We start from the raw sequence: 23,523 nt of genomic DNA on the forward strand, positions 1-23,523 counted from the left end.
GCAAAGAGAGGGAGTTGATGCCATTTGATTTTTCCCCGACGGTCTTGCTGGTTGAGGATGAGCCGCATATCCGGCGCTTTGTCCGCTCGACCCTGGAGTCCGAAGGTTGCACGGTGCACGAGGCGGAATCGCTCAAGCGCGGACTGATCGAGGCAGGCACCCGGCAACCTGACCTCGTCATTCTCGACCTGGGCTTGCCGGACGGAGACGGGGTGCAGTTGATCAGCGAGATCCGTACATGGACTGACGTACCGGTCCTGGTCCTGTCGGCACGTAGTGGCGAGGCCGACAAGATCGGTGCGCTGGATGCCGGCGCGGATGACTACCTGACCAAGCCCTTTGGCGTTGGCGAACTGGTCGCACGCCTGCGCGTGCTGCTGCGCCGGCATGCCAGGGCCAACGCCCAGGGCTCTCACCAGATCCTGTTCGGCGACGTGCAGGTTGACCTGGCCAGCCGCGTCGTCACCCGTTCGGGACAGGCCGTGCACCTGACGCCAATCGAGTATCGTCTCCTGGCGGTCCTGATCGCCCACCGCGGCAAGGTGTTGACGCACCGGGAATTGCTGCGGGAGGTGTGGGGCCCTTCCCAGGCCGAAAGCAGCCAGTACCTGCGCGTCTATATGGGACATCTGCGGCACAAGCTCGAAGCGGACCCGGCGCGGCCCGCCCACTTGCTGACGGAGATCGGGCTCGGCTACCGCTTTGCCGGATAACGCTGAAAACCAGGCGCATTGATTGGATTTGTACGCGGGCACCGCGGCTTTTGATACCGTTTTTACGCGTCAGGCCATATCGTGGCGAAGCTCCCTGCAACGGGATTCCTTCAACTCTCGTCACAACAACAATGACTGACCTGCGCCATACCGCGGCCGCGCTGCTCGCCTGTTCCGCATCTTCCATCTTCCTCGCTGCCATGCCGGCCATGGCGCAATCCCAGCCTGACGCCGAGGCGCCTGCAGCGGCTCCGGCCACTGCCGCAGCCGGGCCGGCATCGCCGCATACGTTCACGGCCAACGTGTCGCTGGTCTCGGACTACCGCTATCGCGGCATCAGCCAGACCAACCTGCGCCCGGCCATCCAGGGTGGCTTTGACTACGCCCACGAAAGCGGCTTCTACGTGGGCAACTGGAACTCCAGCATCAGCTGGCTCGAGGATGCCAACCCGGCGGTGTCGGCGCCGGTCGAAATGGATTTCTACGGCGGCTTCAAGAACACCTTCAAGGTTGCCGGCACCGAATTCAACTATGACCTGGGCGTGCTCGAGTACTACTACCCGGGCGGCTACAACAACCCGCGTCCCTACACCACGGAACTGTACGCCGGCATCGGCTGGGGCCCGGTGTTCCTGAAGTACTCGCACTCGGTCACCAACCTGTTTGGCTGGGCCGACAGCAAGAACAGCGGCTACATCGACCTGAGCGCCAACGTGCCGCTGAACTTCTGGGATCTGACCCTGAACGCGCACGTCGGCTACCAGGACGTCAAGCACAACAGCAATGCCTCGTACACCGACTGGAAGATCGGCCTGACCAGGGACCTGGGCAAGGGCTTTGCGCTGGCGGTGGCCTACGTGGACACCAACGCCAAGGAATCGGCCTACACCAGTGCCAACCGGGGCCGCTACCTCGGCAAGGCCGCGGCCTGGGCTTCGCTGACGAAGACGTTCTGAGCGCGAGCGCTTTGCCAGCGTCGCTGATTTTGATGCGGATTTAACGCCAAAGCCCAATATCCTTGCATCAAATTAAGACGGCGCTGGCTAGCATAAAGCCATGTCCAACACGCGACCCGCTACCGCGCGGGTCCATCCAATCATGCGACAGTCAAGCCTGGCCGTTGATACCGTTCCCCGACGTACCACCCTGCGCAGCAGCAAGGCCACCGTGCCCGCGCTGCGCGCGGTCTCCCAGCCGGCACCGGCCTGGATCCGCATGCATCTTGCGGTGGCATCCACCGAGGTGTTCGGCCTGCGCCAGACCATGCACAGGGCGCTCGGTGAACTGGCCCGCGTCTATGTGGTGAACGTGGACTACCGGCACGGCGAAACCACGCTGCACGTGGAGATCGCACGCACGGACCGCGACGCGGCCATGGATGCCATCATGACGGCATTTCCGGCTGCCGAGTTCGGCGTCACCACAGGCCTGGGAGACGACTATGTGGCGCACTGAGGAAGAGAGCTTCTCCGGTGCCGCCGTTCACGCCTGCACCGGTATTGCAGCGATTTCCCGCCAGTCGCCATGGGGCATCTGGGTGCCCATGGTCACGCCGATGCGTGCCGGCTCGCTGGACCTGCCCGGGGCCGCCAGGCTGGCTGAGCGTTACCTCGAGGCAGGCGTGAACGGCCTGATCATATTGGGCACGACCGGCGAGGGAAGCCTGCTCTCCACGCACGAGCGGCAAGTCTTCACGGCGGCAGTGCTCGAGGCCGTCCATGGCGAGCTGCCGGTGATGGCTGGCGTCGGAGCGGTCGATACGCGCGCGGTGTGCGCGCAGGTTGCCGAGCTGGACGCCTTTGATCTTGCCGGCTACCTGGCGCCGCCGCCCTACTACCTGCGGCCATCCGATGAGGGCATCGTGTGGCATTTCAATGAGGTGGCGCGCGCAACCGAACGCCCCCTGATGCTGTACAACGTGCCGAAGCGAACTGGCTGTGCGATGTCGCCGGCGCTCATCCGATCGCTGCTTGCGCACCCGCAGATCTCGGCGGTCAAGGAGTGTGACGCCGGCAATCTCCGGACCCTTGTCAACGATCCGCATGTCACCGTGCTGTGCGGTGAGGACGCGGCTCTGTTGGATCACCTGCTTGCAGGTGGCGCCGGCGCGATCGCCGCGTCCTCGCATATTCGTCCGGACCTGTTCGTGCGCCTGCTGCATCTGGCGCAGACAGGCCGCTTGCGCGCGGCCCGCGCATTGTTCGCGAAGCTCTCGCCGTTGATCTCGCTCATTTTCGCGGAGCCGAATCCGGCACCGGTGAAAGCCGCCCTGGCGCTGTCCGGCGTGATTTCCCCGGAAACCCGCCTGCCGTTGCAGCCGGCAAGTTCCGCGCTGGTTCAGAGGCTGGAAGAGGCGATGGCCCTTCTTCCTCCGCATTCTGTGGCACGGGATGAGCATCTGGCGGCCTGAAGGCTGGCCATCCTTGCGAGGCGATTATGAAACCTCCGGTTCCACTCTTCTTCACCTGCACGGCGTGCGGGCACATCCACTCCGAAACCCTGCGGGATATGGTCTCGGGAAAGCTGCCTCGGCCCCTGACTTGTCCCGCTTGCCACCGTGAGCTGAGCATCGACTGGGACTGGATCACTGACCAGGCCGAGCAACTGGGACTCATCTTCACGGAGCGATAAGGCGCTCGTCGACATCGCCGGCCCCGGGCAATGCTGTACGCCGTCTCTCAGCCTGGCGCTGCGCGACAACGCCACCGATCTGCACGGCGTGGTAGTGCGCGTGGCGCCCGCTGCGCAATGCCTGTTCGACGACAGGCGGCGCCTGATATGTGTCCGTCTGGCCAACAGTGCCATGAAATGAGTTGGCCCGCGCCCAACACAAAGTCTGCCTAATGGGGATCGGGAAGTGCCAGCATTCCATGAAAAACCTTTGTTTTTCATGGCGTTAGGAATTTTACTGCAGCATCCTCCCGGGCCTGGCACGGCCCATGCTCTATACCCTTCGAGCGCAACAACGTGCTCCCCCAACCGAACCCCAAGGAGACTTACCATGCAATCGACCCTCATGATCAAGGATCTGCCGCTCGACCAGGAACTGGACGGCAAGACCATGTCCGCTGTGCGCGGCGGCCACGCCCTCTCTGTTGTCGGCGGCAACGCCCAGAACGTCGTCGGCGGCGGCGGCTTTGCCAGCCCGACCATCGGCTTGCAGGTCGGCGCGACCGTGAACACGATCGACGCCAGCTCGCACCTCAGCCTGAAGATCCCCACCATGCAGAACTTCGGCAACGGCACCCAGGTGGCCACGCTGTAACAACGCTGCATGCGGGAGGCCCGCCAAGGCGGGACTCCCCTTCAACCGAACCCCCAAGGAGACTTACCATGCAATCGACCCTGATGATCAAGGACCTGCCGTTCGACCAGGAACTGGACGGCAAGACCATGTCCGCTGTGCGCGGCGGCAGCGCCTACTCGCTTGTCGGCGGCAACTATCAGAACGTCGTCGGCGGCGGCGGCTTTGCCAGCCCGACCATCGGCCTGCAGGTCGGGCCGACCGTGAACACGATCGACGCCAGCTCGCACCTCAGCCTGAAGATGCCCACCATGCAGAACTTCGGCAACGGCACCCAGGTAGCCGCGCTGTAACGGGACCGAGATGCGTCGCCCCCGCTTCAACGGGTGGCGACGCACCTTGGAGTCCGCAGCGGAAGATACAACCTACGGTATTCCAGTCCGGAGCCCGTAGCACTTGCCAGTCTTGGCAAGCACTAGACAGGTTTTCAGCAGTCTGAACCCGCCCTATTCTGGGCGTTTTTTTTGGTTCATCACCGATCTCCGGGGAAGGCCGAATACGGCCAGGAACCGTCGTTGAGTGAACACCAAAGAGCAGCCATACAAATGGCTACCCCGCGCTGAAACCTGCTGCCTGACCTCAGTGCGCGAGAGGGCGACCCGGCTAAAGCGGAAATACGCGGAGGGTCTCGCACTACGTCCCCGCCGGCCTCCAGTGGCAATATGGCGCAGACCGCAGCGGCTGGTCAGGCCGCCGCGCTGCAGGGATGGCTGCGCCAAAATGCGGCGATATCTTCCGCGCACCGTCTTTCCGTTACTTCACCATCCCGAACGGATCGGGGACGACATGGCCGTTGGCATTGTTGAGCTAAAGTCGAAAGTGGTGTACGGCGGGGGATTTGAGGCGCGGAGTCGAGGGCGGTGGAGCTTTTCGCTGAGAATCTGATTGTCGAGATCGGAAACCAGCACAAAAAAAGTCCACCACCATGAGCAAGGATAAGGGTAAAGAAGCAGTCGGTCTATCGGAAATCGGGCTTGGGCTCGAGGAGTTGATCAGGCGCGGGGCCCGGCGGGTCATCCAGGAGGCGATCGAAGTGGAACTGGCAGAGCTGCTTGAGCAGTTCAGTAACGTCAAGACGTTGAGCGGGCAGCGCGCCGTGGTTCGCAATGGCTACCTCCCGGAGCGGGAGGTGCTGACGGGCGCCGGACCGATTGCCGTGAAGGTGCCCAAGGTGCGCGACCGGTCCGGTTCCGGCGTGAAGTTCAACTCGGCGATCGTGCCGCCGTATGTGAGGAAGTCGCCGCGGGTGAGTGCGGCGCTGCCCTGGCTGTACCTGAAGGGAGTCTCGACAGGCGACATGAGCGAGGCGCTGTCGGTGCTGCTGGGCGAGGATGCCAAAGGGCTATCGGCCAACGTGGTGAGCCGATTGAAGGCGCAGTGGGCAGACGAGCATGCGAGTTGGAATCAGCGTGATTTGTCAGCGGCGCGGTATGTGTATTGGTGGGTGGACGGCATCCATACGGGTCTGCGCAGCGAAGGCTCGGACGGGCAATGCCTGCTGGTGATCATCGGCGTTACGCCCGACGGCAGGAAGGAGCGCGTGGCGATCGGTGACGGCTATCGGGAATCGAAGGCATCGTGGGTGGAAGTCCTGCTGGACCTGAAATCCCGCGGCTTGCAGGCTGGCCCGCTGGCGGCGGTCGGCGATGGCGCCATGGGATTCTGGGCTGCCCTGGAAGAGGTGTTCCCGGCCACGCGTACCCAGCGTTGCTGGTTCCACAAGATGGGCAATGTCCTGAACGCCTTGCCAAAATCCCAGCATGGCCGCGCCAAGGCAGATCTGCAGGCGATTTGGATGGCAGCCACCAGGGCCGATGCCGATGCCGCCTTCGATCGCTTTGTAACGATCTACGGCGCCAAGTATCCCAAGGCCACCGGCGTGCTCACCAAAGATCGAGACAGCCTGCTGACGTTCTACGACTTCCCGGCCGAGCACTGGCAGCACATCCGCACGACCAATGCGATTGAATCAACCTTCGCGACCGTGCGTCACCGCACGACGCGCACGCGCAATTGCGTGTCCCGAGCGACCTTCCTTGGCCTGGCCTTCAAGCTGATCGAGGAAGCCGAGAAAACCTGGCGCCGCATCAACGGTGCCGAACACATCGAACTGCTCTTGAAGGGCGTTCCCTTCAAGGACGGAACTCCGGCGCATGACAATCCGCCGGTTCAGCAGAAACTCGCCGCCTGACAGCCGGCCACGATCAGCCCTCGTACACCAGATTTGACAATATCTCGGCATTGTTCCAGAAATTCTGAAGGACAAAGCCGTATTCGGAGAGGTTCTGGTTGAACGGCTCGAGCATCGCGTTTGCACTGGACAGCTTCCAGTCGGCCTGCAGCTCGCAGGCGAGCGCGAAGGTCGTGACCAGTTCCGCGCCAGCATTGGCCATACGCGACATGGCGGCATCCGCCTCGTAGCGGTTCCACGCGCCACAGGCGTCGACCACCGGGTAGACGCTGTAACCGTCGTTAAGCATCGACAGTGTGGGCAGCGCACAGCAGGTTCCGATCGTCACGCCGGCGATGACGATGTGCCGGCGGCCAGTCTGGGCAACAAGATCTTCCAGCGCCTTGCGGAAGGTCGGATCCTCATAGCAATTGATGATGCCGGTGCGGCGGTAGATGGGCTGGTCGTCAAAGATCTCCTTGATCTCCGGTAGATTGTCGCCGTTCTGCCACTGCGCGTTCGACGAGGTGATGAGCGTGGGTAGGCCCAGCGCCTTCGCCGTGCGGGCAAGACCGATTACATTGCTCTTGAGCTCAGCCAGCGAGGTGGTGTCGCGCATCCCCGCCATCAGCCCGATCTGGTGATCGACTAGCAGGACGATACTGTTTTCGGCAGTCGGCTTGTCATGGCCGTAGCGGCCGGCAGCGCGGGCGTCAGCGGCGGACACCCGGTTGGGAAGAGCGCTGTCGGTAATGGGGCTGACGATATCGGCGGGACGGGTCGCGGTCATGCTGTCTCTCCTTGATGGTTATGGGAATATGCCGGGGCACGGACTCGACGTCTGCGCCCTGGGGATTCACTACGCCAAGCACTAGCGCGGCAGTTACGCGTAACTTCATGTCGCCCCCTCTTCCATAAGCCGGTTGCGGTGGCCGGCAATCCGAGTTAAGGGCCAATTTGGCTCTTGCCGACCGGCGAAAGTATGCCGTTCTGCTGAGGGGTTGAACATTTCTTGCAAATTTGTACTTGGTGATGGGTTAGCGAGTCAGAAGCCGACCAAAGCCCAGGTGATGCATAAACTCGCGCAGGATCAGCACAGCACTTGCATGGCGCTGGTCGGACAGGACAGCGTCAGTGATTGGGCCGCCGTATGCGACAGCTACGACGGAGTTGAAGCGCGCCTCCACATCATCGATGTCGCGCAATGCCTTGACCTCGCGAGGCAACTCGCCTTCAACCGCCAGTACCGCATCGCGTGGCAGGCGACGAGCTAGCGGCATCACTACGTTTTCCACGTATTCGATGGCCGCTTCCAGCTCGCTGGGATGCGGTGGCTGGGTGCTGAAGGTGCCAGGCCGGACATTGTCCACGCCTATCGCCAGGGTCATTGTGTCGTGGCGCCCGTCTGCGGTAGTCGACAGCACCCGAGACTGGGTAGTGCCAATGATGAGCCGGACTCTCGCTGCGGTCATGGCACGCGCTCAACCCAGTCGATAACTCGACACCGATAAGCCCCCAAAGAAGCGGCCCTCGTGATAGACACGCGTTGCCGTGTCGCTCTCGGCCGCCCCCACCGCCACCATGACGGGAAGGAGGTGCTCTTCGCGCGGGTGGGCCTGACGGGCTGAAGGCGCTTGTTCCCATTGCAACAGGCGATCGGTGCGGGTACTCCCCTCGTGATGCAGCAACGTATCTCTTAGCCATCCGTCGAACGCAGCGGACGCGGCTTCGCCCGCCGGACCAAACGCCCGCAGGTTGTGGTAACTGAGCCCGCTACCCACGATCAGAACTTCCTCGTCACGCAACGTCGCGATGCTTCGTCCAAGCTGGATGTGGGCTTTCGGCTCCAGCCCTCGCAGCAGTGACAGTTGCACCACCGGCACATCCGCCTCGGGAATCATCACGGCCATGGGCGCGAACATTCCGTGGTCGTAGCCACGCTCGGGATCGATGTCTCCCGGCAAGCCTGCCGCGCGGATGAGTTGCAGGGTGCGAGCGGCCAACTCTGGTGAGCCGGGAGAGGCATAGCGCACCTGATAGGTGTGTTCGGGGAAACCGTAGTAGTCGTAGACCATACCCGGGCGGGCTGCTCCTTGCACAGTGAAGGCAGGTGCCTCCCAGTGTGCCGACACCATCAGGACCGCCCTCGGCTTGCGCCCGATCTGGCGCGGCATATCTGCGAGCGCCGCGGCCAGCGGTGCGTACCGTGTCTGCAGTTCCTGCTTCATCCACGGCCATGGACCGCCACCGTGGGAAATGAAATAGGTGGGCATGCGGGAAGAATCGCGTACGGTCATGGCAGATCCTTGGTATCCGTGGCGACCTGGTAGCCTGTTCGCACCGCGAAAGGCAGACACCAAGCCGGCGGTGAGAAGCGGCGCTTCGCCTGTTCGCCGTCCCACTGCCTGGAGGCAGTATGCCGTCCCTGCAGTGGAATTGAAAACTACTTACAAGTTTTTCAGTAGTGGTCGCGCCCGCGGCCACTCATCGTCCGCGCTCAGCCGTGGATTCCTACTCGACGATGTTTGCGCCAGCATCCTCCGGGTGCTCTGAACCTTCGGCTGCCATCTGCCACCTGGTAGCGAGATCGTTGAGTTTGTCCAGCACCTGGCGTAGCGCATCACGATCCGCTGCATGGTCTGAGCCAGTTAGCCGCCTCATTAACTGGGGGCAGTATGCCTTTCCCGCAGTGGAATTTGAACCTGCTTGCAAATTTGGAAGTGGTGGTCACGCCCTCGACCACCCATCATTCGCGCTCCACCGTGGACTCCAAATCGACGATGTTTGCTCTGGCCAATATGCGGGCTGCAGAGTGCATTGTCCAACTGAAGCTATGGGCGATCCGCCACCACCGGTTCGTGCTCGTAGACATCGACGGCCGCAAATCCCGGGTGGCCAGCTCGGAGCCTTCCGCTCACCAAGACGGGATGCGCCAGCGCCTGATCCAGCTAGGGTTCGGCGTTGCAGCAAATAGCTGCCTGCACGCCTCCCGACCGATGTGACCTCACGAATGACCGGTTGAATCCGCACTTTGGAGCAGCCCTAGCGGTGGTCCCGAGTCGAAGGGCATTCCGGGTCGACTACGGCCGGCTGCAGTCGGCGGAAGTCGGGGCGCCCTGGGACACTCTGCCCATCCCGCAGATCGGCGATGAACTTTTTTTTCTTCGCCGGACCTTGGGGCCGCGCTTCGAGCGCGGCCATTTACGTGCCATCACGGCTGCGGCCATCTCGCATCAGTGGCGCGCACAAATCGCGCACGTCCAGGCAGAGAGCTGACCCACCGAAGCCCCGTGTCATTGGTTTCAAGGCGGCTTGGCTCGACGCAGTCAGTTCCGCGGGGCAACTGTATTCATTCGGCCAACAGTGCCATGAAATGAGTTTGCCTACGCCCAACACCAACTCTGACAAAGTTTCGCCCGACGGACCTCAGAAAACGCCAAGATTCCATGAAAAACCTTTGTTTTTCAATATGTTAAGCAGCTCACCGCAGCGCTCTCCCGGGGCCTGGCACGGCCCATGCTCTATACCCTTCGAGCGCAACAAACGTGCTCCCCCAACCGAACCCCAGGAGACTCACCATGCAATCGACCCTCATGATCAAGGATCTGCCGCTCGACCAGGAACTCGACGGCAAGACCATGTCCGCTGTGCGCGGCGGCCACGCCCTCTCTGTTGTCGGCGGCAACTTCCAGAACGTCATCGGCGGCGGCGGCTTTGCCAGCCCGACCATCGGCGTGCAGATCGGGCCGATCGTGAACACGATCGACGCGAGCACACACCTCAACCTGAAGCTCCCCACCCTGCAGAACTTTGGCAACGGCACCCAGATGGCCGCGCTGTAACGCTGCATGCGGAAGTCCCGCCGACGCGGGACTCCGCTCAACCGAACCCCCAAGGAGACTTACCATGCAATCGACCCTCATGATCAAGGACCTGCCGCTCGACCAGGAACTGGACGGCAAGACCATGTCCGCTGTGCGCGGCGGCAGCGCCTACTCGCTTGTCGGCGGCAACGCCCAGAACGTCGTCGGCGGCGGTGGCTTTGCCAGCCCGACCATCGGCTTGCAGGTCGGGCCGACCGTGAACACGATCGACGCCAGCACGCACCTCAGCCTGAAGATGCCCACCATGCAGAACTTCGGCAACGGCACCCAGGTGGCCGCGCTGTAACGGGACCGAGATGCGTCGCCCCCGCTTCAACGGGTGGCGACGCATCCTGGAGTCCGCAGCGGAAGATACCGCCTACGCTATCTTCCACTGCCTTCTTCGGCCAGGCCTGAACGAGTCATCGTGGTCCCTGGGGAGGTTGCCCCGGGATGATGATCCCGGAGCTACGCCCTCACCTCACATCCGTCCCTTCCAGGGCACCAGGACCTTCGCCAGCTTGCGCATCAGCAGGTCGAACACGTAGGCGATCAGCCCGATCAGCACGATGCCCATGATCACCACGTCTGTACGCAGGAAGTTGGAGGCATTGAGCACCATCTGGCCAAGGCCGGCGGTCGCGGCCACCATTTCAGCGGCAACCAGGGTGGTCCACCCGAAGCCGATGGCAATGCGCATCCCGGTCAGGATATCGGGCAGTGCGGCGGGTATCACCACGTGGCGGACCACCTGCCACGGCGTGGCACCCATCGAGTAAGCCGCGTTGATCTGCTCGATGGTGACCGAGCGCACGCCGGCCTGGGCCGACATTGCCAGCGGCGCGAAGCAGGCCAGGAAGATCAGCAGCACCTTCGAGGTCTCATCGATGCCGAACCAGATCACGATCAGCGGCAGGTACGCCAGCGGCGGCAGGGGACGGTAGAACTCGATCGGCGGATCGAAGACGCCGCGTGCGATGCGCGACACCCCCATCATCACGCCGATCGGCACCGCCGTGACCACCGCCAGCCCGAAGGCGCCGAACACGCGCAGCATGCTGGCCGCGAAATGCTCGGTCAGCGGCTGGCCACCTTGCAGGTTGCCCTGCCAGGCATCGATAAAGGCGGTGACGATCGACTCAGGCGTGGGCAGGAACAGCGGCGGCAGCCAGCGCAGATGGCTGGCAAGCCACCACAGCGCGAGCAGCAGGACCACGGTGATGGTGGAGATGCGTGAACTTGATCCCTCGCCGGGCAGGCGGTAGCCCGAGACGGTCTTCATTTGCTGGCTGGCCCCGGCCGCGGCGGCTTTGGTGGCGCGCGGCGTGGGTTCGATGCGTTGGACGGAAGCGGGCATCTCGTGTTCCTCAGGCAGTGGCATGGATCAGGTCAATGATCTCTTCGCGATAGCGGATGAATTCCGGGTCGGCCTTGACTGCACGGGCGTCTCCGCATTCGATGAAGCGCCGCGCGAACGGCAATTCATAGGTGTGCGCGATGCGGCCAGGCGACGGCGTCATGACAATCAGCCGCGTGGCCAGGAACAGCGCCTCTTCCACGCTGTGCGTGATAAAGAAGACGATCTTCTGTTCCTTGGCCCAAAGCTTGAGAATCAGCGCCTGGATCGATTCGCGCGTCAGCGCGTCGAGCGCGCCCAGCGGCTCGTCCATCAGCATCACCGCCGGATCACAGGCGAGTGCGCGGGCAATCCCGACGCGCTGCTGCATGCCGCCCGAGAGCTGATAGACCGGCTTGCTGGCGACGTCTTCCAGACCGACCGCGGCCAGCTTCTCATGCGCGACCCGCAGTCGCTCGGCACGCGGCACGCCGCGCAGGCGCAATCCCAGCGCGACGTTGTCTGCCACGCTGAGCCACGGCATCAGGGCGTGCTTCTGGAACACCACGCCGCGTTCGGCACCCGGCCCGCGCACCACCTTGCCGGACAGCCGGATCTCGCCTTCCGAGGGCTCCATGAAGCCTGCGATGCACGACAGCAAGGTGGTCTTGCCGCAGCCCGAGGCACCGAGCGCCACGACGAAATCGCCGCGCTCCATGGTGAGGTTGACTTGCGACAGGGCCAGCGTTTTGGCGCCGCCTGCGACGCCATAGTTGACACTGAGATTATCGATTTCAAGCTTGTACATGATGGGCTTCCGCAACAGGACCTTCGGGGCGGCCGCGCCGGACTGGCTTGCGCGCGGCGGCCATCTTCAGCGCGATGGGCGCGGCGTCAGCGCAACGCCCGCTTTGCCCATTCCGCGTTGACGCCCGGGCCATAGTCCGGCAGGACGGTCTGGATGGTGCCCTGCTCCTTGAGGAACTGCGCCGCGGACTGCAGCGCGCGCGCCGCGCCGCCGCCCAGCCAGCGCTCCGACACCTGCTCCTGCAGCGTGGGGAAGGCGTACAGCGCCATGCTCGCGGGTACGGTCTCGGCCTTGGCGCCAGACACCTTGGCCACCGCCTTCACCATGGGCGAATCGGGGGTCCAGGACGCCTTGTTCTTGCGGTAGTTTTCATCGGCGGCGGCCAGCACGCGCACCAGCTTGACCATGAACTCCGGGTTTTCGCGGGCAAACTTCTTGTTGGCGATCATGCCGTCGAAGGTGGCCTTGCCGGTGTCGGCGGCAATCTGGCCGGAGGTCATCAGCACGGTGCCTGACTGCTTGAGCTTGGCCAGCACCGGGTCCCAGATAAAGGTGGCGTCGATATCGCCGCGCTCCCAGGCGGCGGCTACCTCGGGCGGCCGCATGTTGACGATGCGGACATCCTTCGGATTGATTTTGGCGCGCTCCAGTGCGACCAGCGTGTGGTAGTGCGTGGTCGACACGAAGGGCACGCCGACGCGCTTGCCCTTCAGGTCGGCGACGCTGGCGATCTTGCTGCCATTGCGCGCCACCATCGCCTCGGCCGCGTTGATGTCGTCCAGGATCCAGAACAGTTCGACATCCAGCCCTTGCGACAGCGCCGACGCAATCGGCGAAGTGCCGGCCTCGCCAATGGCGATCTGGCCTGAAGCCATGGCGCGGATCACATCCCCGCCACCGCCGAACTGGCGGAACGAAACCGTGTAGCCGGTCTGCCTTTCCAGTTCCTTCATGTCCTGCGCGTAGCGCCAGGGCACCACCATGTCCTGGTAAGCAATCACTACATTCTTGCTCTGGGCGTGTGCGGCTGGCGCCAGCGCGGCCACCAGGGCGAAATACGTCGCTATCTGCTTGATCCACCGCATGGTTGTGCTCCTCGGAAGGGAAATATGTTTGGGGGTCACGGCTTTATAGGTGAGGGCCATTCCGGGCCTATAGGACCAGTTGCCCGGATTCGCTGGAACCAGAACGGGCCGCGCGGGCGCAGGCCGCGCCAGGCCGTGAAATGCGCTGGCGCGGGGCGGCGTCAATCATGGAAATCCTTAGCGGCTACCGACGAGGCTTTGGTCGTGCCGGAGGCGCTTCCCGAGGCCGTCGAAGGTCCCGTTGCACGGCCTGACGCCGCCCGCGGCAGTCAGGCGGTAAGGGAGAACCCGGAGTCGAAGGTCTGCCGCACGTCGAGCCGTTGCCTGAGCAAGCCCGCTTTCTGGTAGAAATCCGCCGTGCGCTGCTGCTCGGCGACCAGTTCGGCATCAATGCTCCGCCATTGCGTGTGCCGCCGCTCAAACTGCAGCCGTGCCGCCTGCGGCGGGATCCCGATGATGCGGGCGAGCGTCGCCGAGAACTCCGGTACATGCTGGTAGGACCATTGCTGCGCACGCACCACCCGGCGCAGGAAGTCTTGCAGCACCACGCGCTTGGTCGCCAGCGCGGCATCGGTGGCCGCCAGATAGCTGAGGCCGGACCACAGCCCGCGTCCGCTGACCAGCACGCGCGCGTGGCCGCTGGTTTCCGCCATCGCGGTATAGGGTTCCCAGGTCGCCCACGCATCCACCGAGCCGCTGCTCAACGCGAGCTTGGCATCCGCCGGCGGCAGGAAGCGGAGGTTGGCGTCCTCCGGCTTCAGCCCCGCGGATTCCAGCGCCTTGAGCGTCACCAGGTGCCCGATCGAGCCACGGTTCGTGCCGATGCTCTTGCCTTTCAGGTCGGCGGCCTGCCGCAGCGGCGAGTCGGGCCGCACCAGGATTGCCGTGCCGTAGGGGTCAGAGCGGTTGGCGCCGATCAGCTTGATCCGCGTGCCGGCCGCCAGCGCGAAGATCGCCGGGGCATCGCCGATCGGGCCGCTGTCGACCGCACCCGCGTTCAGCGCCTCGGCAAGCGGTGCCGCGGCAGGGAACTCGGTCCATTGAATGTCGTAGCCCAGGCCCTCGAGCGCGTTGGCGGACTCGAGCAGCGCGCGCAGGCCGCCCTTCTGGTCGCCGGCTTTCAGGACCGGGCGCCCCTGCGCTTGCGCATTGCCGGCGGCGAACGTGGTGAAGGAAAGGATGGGGCCGGAGGCGAGCGCGGCCGTGGCGGCGGCGCCCTGGCGCAGGAACTGTCGTCGGGAAGCGGTCATGGCATTCGCGGGGAGTTTGAGAACCCACGAACGTACGCGCGTGGCACGCGAATACCAACGAATAAATCCGGCATTCCATATGCACGGCCCAGCCGGCTGCGGCATCGCGAAGTTCAGGCACAAGGCCTAAGCTCGCGCGTCCTGGCCGGATAGCCAGATTGTTCTGTCGTAGTTAGAAGGGGGCCTCATGGTAACGTTCAGTTCCTGCCCGGAGACCCTGCCTGGCAGTTGGTATGAAGCTTGCGTAAATCTTCATACCATTTCATAGAACAATCATGCGCCAGCAACCTTCATCCCGCCGCGCGCCCAGGAAGCGCCGAGCCACTACATCCTATGGCCTTCTTGCGGCGACCTGCCTTGGCACTCCCTTCTCGAGCATGGCCGGGGGTCTCCAGCATGTGCCGCAGGAATTGCCGACCATTACCGTCCGCTCGACCACAATGGAAGGCACCACCGCCGACACTGCGGTCGCAGCAAATCAGGGACTTGTCACGCGCGAGCAGCTTCAGAACCGGCCGCTGCTGCGCCCTGGCGAGCTGCTGGAGACCGTGCCGGGGTTGATCGTCACCCAGCACAGCGGCGACGGCAAGGCGAACCAGTACTTCCTGCGCGGCTTCAACCTGGACCACGGCACTGACCTGTCCACGACAGTAGCTGGCATGCCGGTCAACATGCGCACGAATGCGCACGGCCAGGGCTACACCGATCTCAATTTCGTCATTCCCGAGCTGGTCAGCGGCATCGCCTACAAGAAGGGCACCTACTTTGCCGAAGAAGGAGACTTCTCGGCGGCCGGTGCGGTGAGCATGGACTACGTGTCGCAGTTGCCGGCCGGCATCGCCCAACTCGAGCTCGGTCAGCACGACTACCGTCGCGCGGTGCTGGCGAACTCGCATCAGATCGGCCCTGGCACTGCGTTATATGGCCTTGAATGGATGGCGGAAAACGGCCCCTGGGTGCTTCCCGAAGGCGTGCACAAGCTCAACGGGGTGCTTCGCTACACCATGCCGCTTGGCAGTGGCGAGTGGGTTGGCGTGACCGCGATGGCATATCGCAATAGCTGGACCTCCACGGACCAGGTGCCCCAACGCGCCATCAGCGAGGGATTGATTTCCGGCTTCGGCTATATCGACCCGACAGACGGCGGCTACGCGTCGCGCTACAGCCTGTCCGCGGACTGGTTGCGGCCGGTTCAGTCCGGATTGTTCAAGGCCAACGCCTACGTCATCAAGAGCCGGCTGCAGCTGTTCTCCAACTTCACCTACGCACTGAACAACCCGGAACGCGGCGACCAGTTCCAGCAGTTCGAGAACCGCGTGACGGCGGGCGTCAATGCGTCGCGGCTCTGGTTTGGCAAGCTTGGGCACCACGAGTCGGAGACCGAGATCGGCGCGCAGGTCCGCTTTGACCGCCTGGACCCGATCACGCTTGCCAACTCGGAAGCCCGGCAGATCTATGAGACCGTGCGCACCGATACCGTCAACGAGAGCAGCGCTGCGCTCTACGTCCGCAACACGACCGAGTGGCTGCCCTGGTTGCGAACCGTGGCGGGCCTCCGCGCGGATCAGTTCTGGTATGGCGTGTCGAGCGACAACCCGGCCAATAGCGGCAACGGCACCGATCAGATCCTGAGCCCCAAGTTCAGCATCGTGATGTCGCCGGCGGACCAGACCGAAGCCTTCCTGAACTGGGGCCGCGGCTATCACAGTAACGACGTGCGCGGCGCCACGACCACGATCGATCCGTCTACCGGCGAGCCGGCCCGGCGGGTCAGCGTGCTGGTGCCAGCGACGGGATACGAGGCAGGTGTCCGTACCAGGCGCCTCACCCCCGGCCTGCAGTTATCGGCCTCGTTGTGGCAGCTCGACATCGGCTCTGAGCTCGTATTCTCGGGCGATAGCGGCACGACGGAACCGAGCCGGCCGAGCCGCCGGCGCGGCGTGGAGCTGGCGGCCTACTATGCCCCGCCAGCGGGCCCGCTCGCCGGCCTGATTCTGGATGCGGACGCTGCATTCTCGCGGGCCCGGTATCGAGACCATGAAGACGCTGGCGACTACATCCCGGAATCCATCCAGACCACGGCATCGATGGGCGTCTCCCTGAACCGGGGACGGTGGTCGATGGGGGTGCGCGGCCGCTATTTTGGTCCACGTCCGCTGGTGGAAGACAACAGCGTACGATCGGCCTCTGCGTTCCTGGTCAACCTTAAGGTGGGCTATCGCTTGCTGAAGGATGTTCGCGTCTTCGCCGAAGTGCTCAACGTCTTCGGCAAGCGGGCGAACGATATTGACTACTACTATGCTTCGTTGCTGAAGGGAGAGACATCCCCCTTGAACGCCGACGGCACGCCGGCCGGCATCAATGACCATCACATCCATCCGGCTGAACCGAGAACCTTCCGCGTGGGTGTTTTGTGGAGCTTTTAGCTATGGCATCGGTCTGACCCGGAACTTCCAGGTCAGCGAGGTTAATAGCCAGGGAAAGCCGGAGCTTCACGCCTCCTTGCTTTTTTGCACTTTCGCTCGGGTCCCCACAGTCGCCTTCTTCTTCAATTTGCTCTGATTGAAATCAACGGCGGCACGGATGAGATTCTTCAGGGCACGCGTGTCGATCTTGTCGCCCTCGAAAAGATCGATCGCACGCCACTTGTTGCCGCCGAGGCCGGCGTTGAAGAGCTTGTCAGGATCCGGGAGGCTGGCCCCATTGGTGAAGGTGATCTTCACCTTCTCCTTGTGCGCGTTGGCGACCGCGATCATGCCGTCACGCGACCACACCGGGCTCCCCATCCATTTCCATTCCTCGATGATCTCGCCGTCGGCTTCAAGGATGGTCTTGCGGAGGCTGGCCAACGTCTTGCCACGCCAGTCGGTGAGTCCTGCGATCAGCTCGTCAATGCGTTCCGATGGATTCATTGGCTCTCCATTCCTTGAATTGGCCCCGGTTCTCATGCGACCGCAATGGTAATGTAGCGACGACATTATCGCCTATGAACCACGAGCAAGGTCAACGCTGACAGCCTGCGTCCGCACCGCCAAGCTGCTTGCGGTAGGCAGACGGAGAAACGGCGAAGGCCTGGCTGAAGTGCTGCCGGAACGAAACGGCGGATCCAAACCCTACCAGCTCGGCGATGAGGTCGACCCCCTTGTCCGTCGTCTCCAGCAGGCGCTGCGCCGCCGTGAGCCTGTGGTTCAGCACCCACTGCGTCACCGTTGTGCCAGTCTTCGCCTTGAAGCGCCTGGTGAAGTTGCGCCGGCTCATCCCGGCCTTCTCCGCCAGCGTGTCCAGTGCCAGCGCCTGGTCCAGGTTCTCGATGGCCCAGTCCGGGGTCGTGCTGAGCTTGTCCGCGCCGTCCATCCGGGGCAGCGGCTGTTCGATGTACTGGGCCTGGCCGCCATGCCGGTGCGGGGCAACAACCATGCGGCGGGCCACCCGGTTGGCGACGTCCGCGCCATGGTCGCGGCGCAGCAGGTGCAGGCAGCAATCCAGGGCGGCCGCCGTCCCGGCCGAGGTCAGGATGTCGCCATCGTCGATGTACAGGGAGTTGCGATCGAGCCGGACCTTCGGATACCGGTTCGCAAAGTCATCGGCCCAGGCCCAGTGCGTGGCCGCCGTGCGCCCGTCCAGCAAACCCGCCTCGGCGACCACGAACGTGCCCAGGCAAAGGCCGGCAATCCGCGCGCCCCGCACGCTGGCGGTTTGCAGCGCTTCCACCAGGGCCTGGGGCGGGCGCTCCGCCGGGTCGCGCCAGGCCGGCATGATGACCGTATCCGCCTCGGCCAGCACCGAAAGGTCGTGCTCGACCTCGATCCTGAAACCGGACATGGTTGGAATCAGCCCGGTCTTCTCGCCGCAGATGATCAGCCGGTAGCGCGGCACGCCCAGCCGGGCAAGATCGTCGCCAAACACGATACAGGGCACGGACAGGTGGAAGGGGCTGATGCCTTCGAAGGCGATCACCGCGACGGTATGCATTGCATTCTCGCAGCAGGGACAGGGATTGAGGTTGGCCCAATTCTATCGGATGTTGTCCAACGGGCCACTTTCGGGGTTCCAGCGGGCGTTGGAAACTACATCCCATGCCGCGGTTGCGGTGATTGGGGTGGCCTCCTCGCCAGCGGCGCCGCCCTCTTCTTCTCCATGACGAGGACCATAATGAACCACCCGACGATTCGCACCATGGCCGGCGCACCGGCCCCCACCGCGATCGAAGCCGCCAGCAGCGCCTTGCTGGTGATCGATTTCCAGAATGAGTACTTCAGCGCAAAGATGCCGATTCCGGACGGCGCGCGCGCCCTGGGCAATGCGCAACGCCTGATCGCTCATGCGGATGCGGCCAGGATTCCTGTTTTCCACATCCAGCATGTGACGCCCGCGGGCAGCCCCATCTTTGCGGAACAGAGCGCCAGCGTGGCATTCCACAGCGACCTGCAGCCGGCCGCGCATCACACCGTATTGCAGAAGACCTCGGTCAGCGTGTTCCCGACGACCGACCTGGACCAGCGTCTCAAGGCCGCCGGCATCAAGACCCTGATCATCACGGGCCTGATGACCCATGCCTGCGTGTCGGGCGCGGCGCGCGATGCGGTGCCGCTCGGATACGGCGTGATCGTGGCGGAGGATGCCTGCGCAACGCGCGATCTGGATACTGCCGGCGGCGTGGTGCCGCACCGGGACCTGCACCGGGCCGCGCTTGCCACCATCGACGACACCTTCGGCGATATCCTGACGACCGAGCAGGTGTTGAAACTGCCGATCACCTGATCGATCGCCGACCGCCGTGGTGCCGAGGGGGAGAACGTCAGGCCATGCACCTCCCCCTCAGTCAGTGGCTCCCGCCGCCCGCCTTCAGACTGCCAGGCGCTCCACCGTCCTCTGGCGCCTGACCATCCCCAACGAGAACATCGACAACCCTGCGATCAGCGCCGGCACGCCAATCAACGCAAACAACGCCGGCATGCCCAGGCCCATCGACAACATGGTCGCCCCGCCGACCGACCCCACCACCGAGCCCATCCGGCCCACGCCGTTGGCCCAGCTCACGCCTGTGGCACGGCAGTCCGTCGGATAGAAGCTGGCAGACAGCGCATTCGCACCCACCTGCGACCCTGAGATGCAGAAGCCCGCAAGGAACACCGCCATGCCAGCAGCCATCGGCTCGGAAGCAACGCTGCCCACGGCCGCAATGCCAAGCGCGGCCAGCGCATAGCTGGATGCCAGCACATAGTGCGGATTGATCCGGTCCATCAGCCAACCCAGCGCAATCGCCCCTATCGTCCCGCCGACCTGGAACATCGTTGTCACCAGCGCGGCCGTGCGCAGCGAATGGCCGGTCGTTCGCAGCAGCGTCGGCAGCCAGCTGGACAGCAGGTAGATCACCAGCAGGCTCATGAAGAACGTCAGCCAGAACAGCAGCGTGCCCCGCAGCAGCTCGGGCCGGAACAGGTGTCGCACGGGCGAGCTGGTGCTGCGCTGTTCGCCGACCACGAAGGTGGCGTCGCGCAGGTCGGCTTGCGGCGCGATCTTCTGCAGCGTGGCGACGATGCGTTCGCGCTGCTTGCCGGCCAGCACAAGGTAGCGCACCGATTCCGGCAGCAGCCACTGCAGCAGCGCCGCCAGCACCAGCGGCATGACCCCGCCGGCCACCAGCACCGAGCGCCAGCCAAAGGCGTCGATCAGCCCGGCGGAAGCAAGGCCGCCAAAAGCCGAGCCCAGCGTGAAGCCGCAAAACATGGTCGTGACCAGGAACGAGCGCCGCTTTTCCGGACAGAACTCCGAGGTCAGCGTGATGGCGTTGGGCATGGCCCCGCCCAGGCCCAGGCCAGTCAGGAAGCGCAGCAGCACCAGCGTCCACAGGTCATGCGACCAGGCCGAGGCCAGGCTGGCGGCACCGAAGAACAGCACCGACAGCACCAGCACGCCCTTGCGGCCGAAGCGGTCGGCCAGCGGGCCGAAGAGAAAGGCGCCGACCATCAGGCCGCCGAGCCCGGCGCCGAACAGCGGCGCCAGCTGGGCCGGCGTCAACTGCCATTCCGCGCGGATGGCTGGTGCGATGAAGCCGATCGCCGCGGTATCGAAACCATCGACCGCAACGATCAGGAAGCAAAGCACGACGATGCTCACCTGGAACGCTGAAAGCGGCTGGCGGTCGATGAACGCGGTGACGTTCAGGGGTTGGCTGGCAGGCATGGTGGTCTCCTCCTTGATGCCAGGATTAGGGGCGAGTCACGCCCGGCGGCCTTATAGGCGGCCGCCAGGTCGTTTTGGATTGACTGCGAAGAAAGGTTGCGTCAGCGGCTTACAGCCACGGCGTGGGGCTCAGGCACTTGTCGGCACGCCAGCCATGCAGCCACTGCAGCGCATCGTAGAACTGCGCCTGCGTGCGGCCAGTCCACAGGCTGTTGCGCACCAGCCGGTCCACGCCCTTGGCGTGGTACACCCGGCCCATGTCGCGCGCGGCGTACAGCACGCGGGCGGTGCGCGGGATGCGGGCCTGCTCGTAAAGCTTGAATGCCGCTTCAAAATCTCCGTCCGCCACCTTCACCGCCTCGCCCAGCGTGACGGCATCTTCCAGTGCCTGGCACGCGCCCTGCGCGACGTACTGCGTCATCGGGTGCGCGGCATCGCCGAGGATGGTGGCGCGACCGAAGCTCCATTGCTCCACGGGGTCGCGGTCGGCGGTGGCCCAGCGCTTCCACGAGGTCGGGCGGTCCAGCATCTGGTGCGGCAGCGGGTGGATGCCTTCGAAATACGACAGCACTTCTGCCTTGCTGCCGTCGCGCACGCCCCAGGTTTCCTGTTCGCGGCTGTGGAAGGTCACCACCAGGTTGTACTGCTGCCCCCCGCGCAGCGGGTAGTGGACCAGGTGGCAATGCGGGCCGGCCCACACCACGGGTGCATTGACCTGGAGGTCCTGCGGCATATTGGCGACGTCGACCACGGCGCGGTAGACCACATGGCCGGTGACGCGGGGCTCATCGCCGATCAGTGCCTGGCGGATGGCGGACTTGACGCCGTCGCAGCCGATCACCGCGTCGCCACGGTGGTGCTCGCCGTGCTGGTCGATCACGGTCACGCCCTTGTCGTCCTGCAGCAGCTGTTCCACGCGCGTGCTGGTGCGGAAGGTGATCAGCGGATGGTTCTGCACCGCCTCCAGGATCGACAGGTGGATATCGGCGCGATGGATCACCGCATACGGGTTGCCGAAGCGCTCGCGGTAGGCCTGGCCCACGTCGACCCGGGCAATCTCGCTGGTATCGATCGCATCGCGCAGGCTGAGGTAGTCGGTAAAGACCGCGCGGCTGCGCGCGGCCTCGCCCACGCCGAGCGCGTCGAGCGCGGCAAAGGCGTTGGCGGCCAGCTGGATGCCCGCGCCGATCTCGCCGATCTGCTCGGCCTGCTCCAGCAGTTCGATGCGGATGCCCTGGCGTGCCAGCGCCAGCGCCGCGGCCAGGCCGCCGATGCCGCCGCCGATGATGAGGACCTTGCCGGTCGCGTTGTTGGTACTGCTCATGTCTTGTCTCCTGGCCTGCGCGATGCGTCAGGCGATGTGGTCGGGCTGGCGCCCGGGCGCCGCCTGGGCAAAGGCGGGATGGGCGCTGGCGTGGGCGTAGACCGCCATCGCGCGCTCGTACCGGCTCAGGTCGCAGCCCATGCGCAGGGCGTTGGCGACTTGCGGCACCAGCGTGACGTCAGCGAGCGTTGGCGCATCGCCGAAGCACCACCTGCCATGCCCGTGCAGCACCAGCAGGCGCTCCACGCCGGCCATCCCTTCATCGATCCAGTGGCGGTACCAGGCGTCCTTCTGCTCGGGCGAGACCTTCAGCACATCCTGCAGGTAGCGCAGCACGCGCAGGTTGTTGACCGGGTGGATGTCGCAACCGATCAGCGTGGCCAGTTCCAGCACCCGCGCGCGCTGCACCGGGTCTTGCGGGAGCAGTCGCGGCTCCGGATGGAGCGCGTCCAGGTAGTCGATGATCGCGAACGACTGCCCGAGCGTAAAACTGCCATCCACCAGCGCGGGCACGGTCGCGGACGGGTTGATGCTCTCGACATACTCCGGCGCGCGCTGCTGGCCGGTGCGGATATTGACCGGCAGGTAGTCGTACGGCAGGCCCTTGAGGGCCAGCGCGATGCGCACCCGGTAGGACGTCGAGCTGTTGAAGAAGCTATAGAGCTGCATGATCGGTAATGCCTGTGTGCTGCGATTCACGGGGGGTCAGATCACGCGCACGGTCAGCTCGCCGAGGCCATCCACGCCCGTGACCATGGTCTCGCCGGCCTTGACCGCGCCCACGCCTTCCGGCGTGCCGGTGAAGATCACATCGCCCGGTTCCAGCCGGAAGAACTGCGACAGGTAAGCCACCGTCTCGGCGACCGACCAGATCAGGTGCGACACGTCGCTGCGCTGCTTCGTTTCACCGTTGACGGTCAGCCAGATGCCGGCCTGTTGCGGGTGGCCGATCTCGCTGGCGCGGTGGATCGGCGCCACCGGCGCCGAGGCGTCGAAGGCCTTGCCGATTTCCCAGGGGCGGCCCATCTCGCGCATCTTCATCTGCAGGTCGCGGCGGGTCATGTCGAGGCCGACGGCGTAGCCCCACACGTGTTCGAGTGCCTGTTCGACGGGGATATCCGAACCAGCCTTGCCGATCACGGCCACCAGCTCGGCCTCGTAGTGGTAGTTCTGCGTCTGCGCCGGATACGGCAGGTCCAGCGTGGTGCCGGCCTGCACCGGGACGATCGCGTCAGCCGGCTTGCAGAAGAAGAACGGCGGCTCGCGGTCGGGATCGAAGCCCATCTCGCGGGCATGGGCGGCGTAGTTGCGGCCCACGCAGTAGACGCGGCGCACGGCGAACTGGTCGTCGCTGCCGGCAACGGGGATGGAAACGGTGGCGGGAGGCGTGAAGACGTAGGACATGGTTCGAAGTTTCCGGAAGTCGTCAGGTAAGCGGGAGCCTCCGGCGGTGCGCGCTGGCACCGCCCGGGGCAGGTCGGATC

Annotated in this window: 25 protein-coding genes; 12 read left to right on the forward strand and 13 right to left on the reverse strand. The window is 64.5% G+C overall.

From position 1 onward, the window contains the following. Positions 1–17 precede the first annotated feature (17 nt). From kdpE to RS901_RS30485, 7 genes are all read left to right on the forward strand, one after another. Positions 18–713 (forward strand): two-component system response regulator KdpE, encoded by a 696-nt coding sequence (gene kdpE / locus RS901_RS30455; protein ID WP_316154230.1) that lies wholly within the window; start codon positions 18–20, stop codon positions 711–713. Positions 714–844: 131 nt separating this feature from the next. Further along, complete coding sequence (locus tag RS901_RS30460; RefSeq protein WP_316154231.1) at positions 845–1,669, forward strand: TorF family putative porin; 825 nt, start codon at positions 845–847, stop codon at positions 1,667–1,669. Positions 1,670–1,769: 100 nt separating this feature from the next. Beyond that, complete coding sequence (locus tag RS901_RS30465; RefSeq protein ID WP_316154232.1) at positions 1,770–2,168, forward strand: hypothetical protein; 399 nt, start codon at positions 1,770–1,772, stop codon at positions 2,166–2,168. Next, on the forward strand, positions 2,155–3,123 hold the full coding sequence (gene dapA / locus RS901_RS30470) for a 4-hydroxy-tetrahydrodipicolinate synthase (RefSeq protein ID WP_316154234.1): 969 nt from the start codon (positions 2,155–2,157) through the stop codon (positions 3,121–3,123). The genes RS901_RS30465 and dapA overlap by 14 nt, the downstream gene beginning before the upstream one ends. 591 nt (positions 3,124–3,714) lie before the next feature. Next, positions 3,715–3,978, forward strand: a complete 264-nt coding sequence (locus RS901_RS30475) for a hypothetical protein (protein ID WP_316154235.1) — start codon at positions 3,715–3,717, stop codon at positions 3,976–3,978. Positions 3,979–4,046: 68 nt separating this feature from the next. Continuing rightward, positions 4,047–4,310, forward strand: coding sequence for a hypothetical protein (locus RS901_RS30480; RefSeq protein WP_041228579.1), 264 nt, complete (start codon positions 4,047–4,049; stop codon positions 4,308–4,310). 632 nt (positions 4,311–4,942) lie between these two features. Continuing rightward, positions 4,943–6,208 (forward strand): IS256 family transposase, encoded by a 1,266-nt coding sequence (locus tag RS901_RS30485; protein WP_316154236.1) that lies wholly within the window; start codon positions 4,943–4,945, stop codon positions 6,206–6,208. A 13-nt stretch (positions 6,209–6,221) separates the two neighbouring features. On the opposite strand, the gene RS901_RS30490 is transcribed toward RS901_RS30485, so the two are convergent. The 3 genes from RS901_RS30490 to RS901_RS30500 all read right to left on the reverse strand — a co-directional run bounded on the left by RS901_RS30490 (position 6,222) and on the right by RS901_RS30500 (position 8,484). After that, on the reverse strand, positions 6,222–6,977 hold the full coding sequence (locus RS901_RS30490; protein ID WP_316154237.1) for an isochorismatase family protein: 756 nt from the start codon (positions 6,975–6,977) through the stop codon (positions 6,222–6,224). A 247-nt stretch (positions 6,978–7,224) separates the two neighbouring features. Continuing rightward, positions 7,225–7,659 carry a hypothetical protein gene (locus RS901_RS30495; RefSeq protein ID WP_147266318.1) on the reverse strand — a complete coding sequence of 145 codons (435 nt, stop codon included), beginning with the start codon at positions 7,657–7,659 and terminating at the stop codon, positions 7,225–7,227. Between the two features lie 9 nt (positions 7,660–7,668). Further along, complete coding sequence (locus RS901_RS30500) at positions 7,669–8,484, reverse strand: class III extradiol ring-cleavage dioxygenase (protein WP_316154240.1); 816 nt, start codon at positions 8,482–8,484, stop codon at positions 7,669–7,671. Between the two features lie 399 nt (positions 8,485–8,883). Between RS901_RS30500 and RS901_RS30505 the strand changes: the two genes are divergently transcribed. The 3 genes from RS901_RS30505 (at position 8,884) to RS901_RS30515 (ending at position 10,357) form a co-directional block, all read left to right on the forward strand. Further along, positions 8,884–9,189: a hypothetical protein gene (locus RS901_RS30505; RefSeq protein ID WP_316154241.1), complete on the forward strand. Its 306-nt coding sequence runs from the start codon at positions 8,884–8,886 to the stop codon at positions 9,187–9,189. A 576-nt stretch (positions 9,190–9,765) separates the two neighbouring features. After that, positions 9,766–10,029 (forward strand): hypothetical protein, encoded by a 264-nt coding sequence (locus tag RS901_RS30510; protein WP_316154242.1) that lies wholly within the window; start codon positions 9,766–9,768, stop codon positions 10,027–10,029. 64 nt (positions 10,030–10,093) lie between these two features. Continuing rightward, a complete protein-coding gene (locus RS901_RS30515) occupies positions 10,094–10,357 on the forward strand; it encodes a hypothetical protein (protein ID WP_316154243.1) in 264 nt (87 codons plus the stop codon). A 174-nt stretch (positions 10,358–10,531) separates the two neighbouring features. Here RS901_RS30515 and RS901_RS30520 read toward each other — a convergent pair whose 3' ends face one another. From RS901_RS30520 to RS901_RS30535, 4 genes are all read right to left on the reverse strand, one after another. Next, positions 10,532–11,407 (reverse strand): ABC transporter permease subunit, encoded by an 876-nt coding sequence (locus RS901_RS30520; protein WP_114134385.1) that lies wholly within the window; start codon positions 11,405–11,407, stop codon positions 10,532–10,534. A gap of 10 nt (positions 11,408–11,417) precedes the next feature. Next, the gene (locus tag RS901_RS30525; RefSeq protein WP_316154244.1) at positions 11,418–12,194 is read right to left on the reverse strand and encodes a taurine ABC transporter ATP-binding protein; all 777 of its coding nucleotides are present in this window, start codon (positions 12,192–12,194) and stop codon (positions 11,418–11,420) included. Positions 12,195–12,280: 86 nt separating this feature from the next. Continuing rightward, on the reverse strand, positions 12,281–13,279 hold the full coding sequence (gene tauA, locus RS901_RS30530) for a taurine ABC transporter substrate-binding protein (RefSeq protein WP_316154245.1): 999 nt from the start codon (positions 13,277–13,279) through the stop codon (positions 12,281–12,283). 269 nt (positions 13,280–13,548) lie between these two features. Continuing rightward, positions 13,549–14,529, reverse strand: a complete 981-nt coding sequence (locus RS901_RS30535) for an ABC transporter substrate-binding protein (protein ID WP_316154246.1) — start codon at positions 14,527–14,529, stop codon at positions 13,549–13,551. 377 nt (positions 14,530–14,906) lie between these two features. Here RS901_RS30535 and RS901_RS30540 point away from each other — a divergent pair, with 377 nt between their 5' ends. Next, positions 14,907–16,955 carry a TonB-dependent receptor gene (locus tag RS901_RS30540; RefSeq protein ID WP_316157327.1) on the forward strand — a complete coding sequence of 683 codons (2,049 nt, stop codon included), beginning with the start codon at positions 14,907–14,909 and terminating at the stop codon, positions 16,953–16,955. Positions 16,956–17,021: 66 nt separating this feature from the next. Here the strand turns inward: RS901_RS30540 and RS901_RS30545 are convergent, their stop codons facing one another. Beyond that, positions 17,022–17,441: a DUF1801 domain-containing protein gene (locus RS901_RS30545; RefSeq protein WP_316154247.1), complete on the reverse strand. Its 420-nt coding sequence runs from the start codon at positions 17,439–17,441 to the stop codon at positions 17,022–17,024. A 91-nt stretch (positions 17,442–17,532) separates the two neighbouring features. Beyond that, positions 17,533–18,501, reverse strand: coding sequence for a GlxA family transcriptional regulator (locus RS901_RS30550; RefSeq protein ID WP_316154248.1), 969 nt, complete (start codon positions 18,499–18,501; stop codon positions 17,533–17,535). A gap of 180 nt (positions 18,502–18,681) precedes the next feature. Here RS901_RS30550 and RS901_RS30555 point away from each other — a divergent pair, with 180 nt between their 5' ends. Beyond that, positions 18,682–19,290, forward strand: coding sequence for a cysteine hydrolase family protein (locus RS901_RS30555; RefSeq protein ID WP_316154249.1), 609 nt, complete (start codon positions 18,682–18,684; stop codon positions 19,288–19,290). Positions 19,291–19,374: 84 nt separating this feature from the next. Here RS901_RS30555 and RS901_RS30560 read toward each other — a convergent pair whose 3' ends face one another. From RS901_RS30560 to RS901_RS30575, 4 genes are all read right to left on the reverse strand, one after another. Further along, entirely contained in the window at positions 19,375–20,715 is a 1,341-nt protein-coding gene (locus tag RS901_RS30560; RefSeq protein ID WP_316154250.1) for an aromatic acid/H+ symport family MFS transporter, read from the reverse strand. Between the two features lie 109 nt (positions 20,716–20,824). Continuing rightward, entirely contained in the window at positions 20,825–22,039 is a 1,215-nt protein-coding gene (locus RS901_RS30565; RefSeq protein WP_316154251.1) for a 3-hydroxybenzoate 6-monooxygenase, read from the reverse strand. Between the two features lie 27 nt (positions 22,040–22,066). Beyond that, positions 22,067–22,708 (reverse strand): maleylacetoacetate isomerase, encoded by a 642-nt coding sequence (gene maiA / locus RS901_RS30570; RefSeq protein WP_316154252.1) that lies wholly within the window; start codon positions 22,706–22,708, stop codon positions 22,067–22,069. 36 nt (positions 22,709–22,744) lie between these two features. Next, on the reverse strand, positions 22,745–23,443 hold the full coding sequence (locus RS901_RS30575) for a fumarylacetoacetate hydrolase family protein (RefSeq protein WP_316154253.1): 699 nt from the start codon (positions 23,441–23,443) through the stop codon (positions 22,745–22,747). Positions 23,444–23,523 lie beyond the last annotated feature (80 nt).

Origin of the sequence: Cupriavidus sp. BIC8F (assembly GCF_032465815.1) — a bacterium.
Lineage (GTDB): Bacteria > Pseudomonadota > Gammaproteobacteria > Burkholderiales > Burkholderiaceae > Cupriavidus > Cupriavidus necator.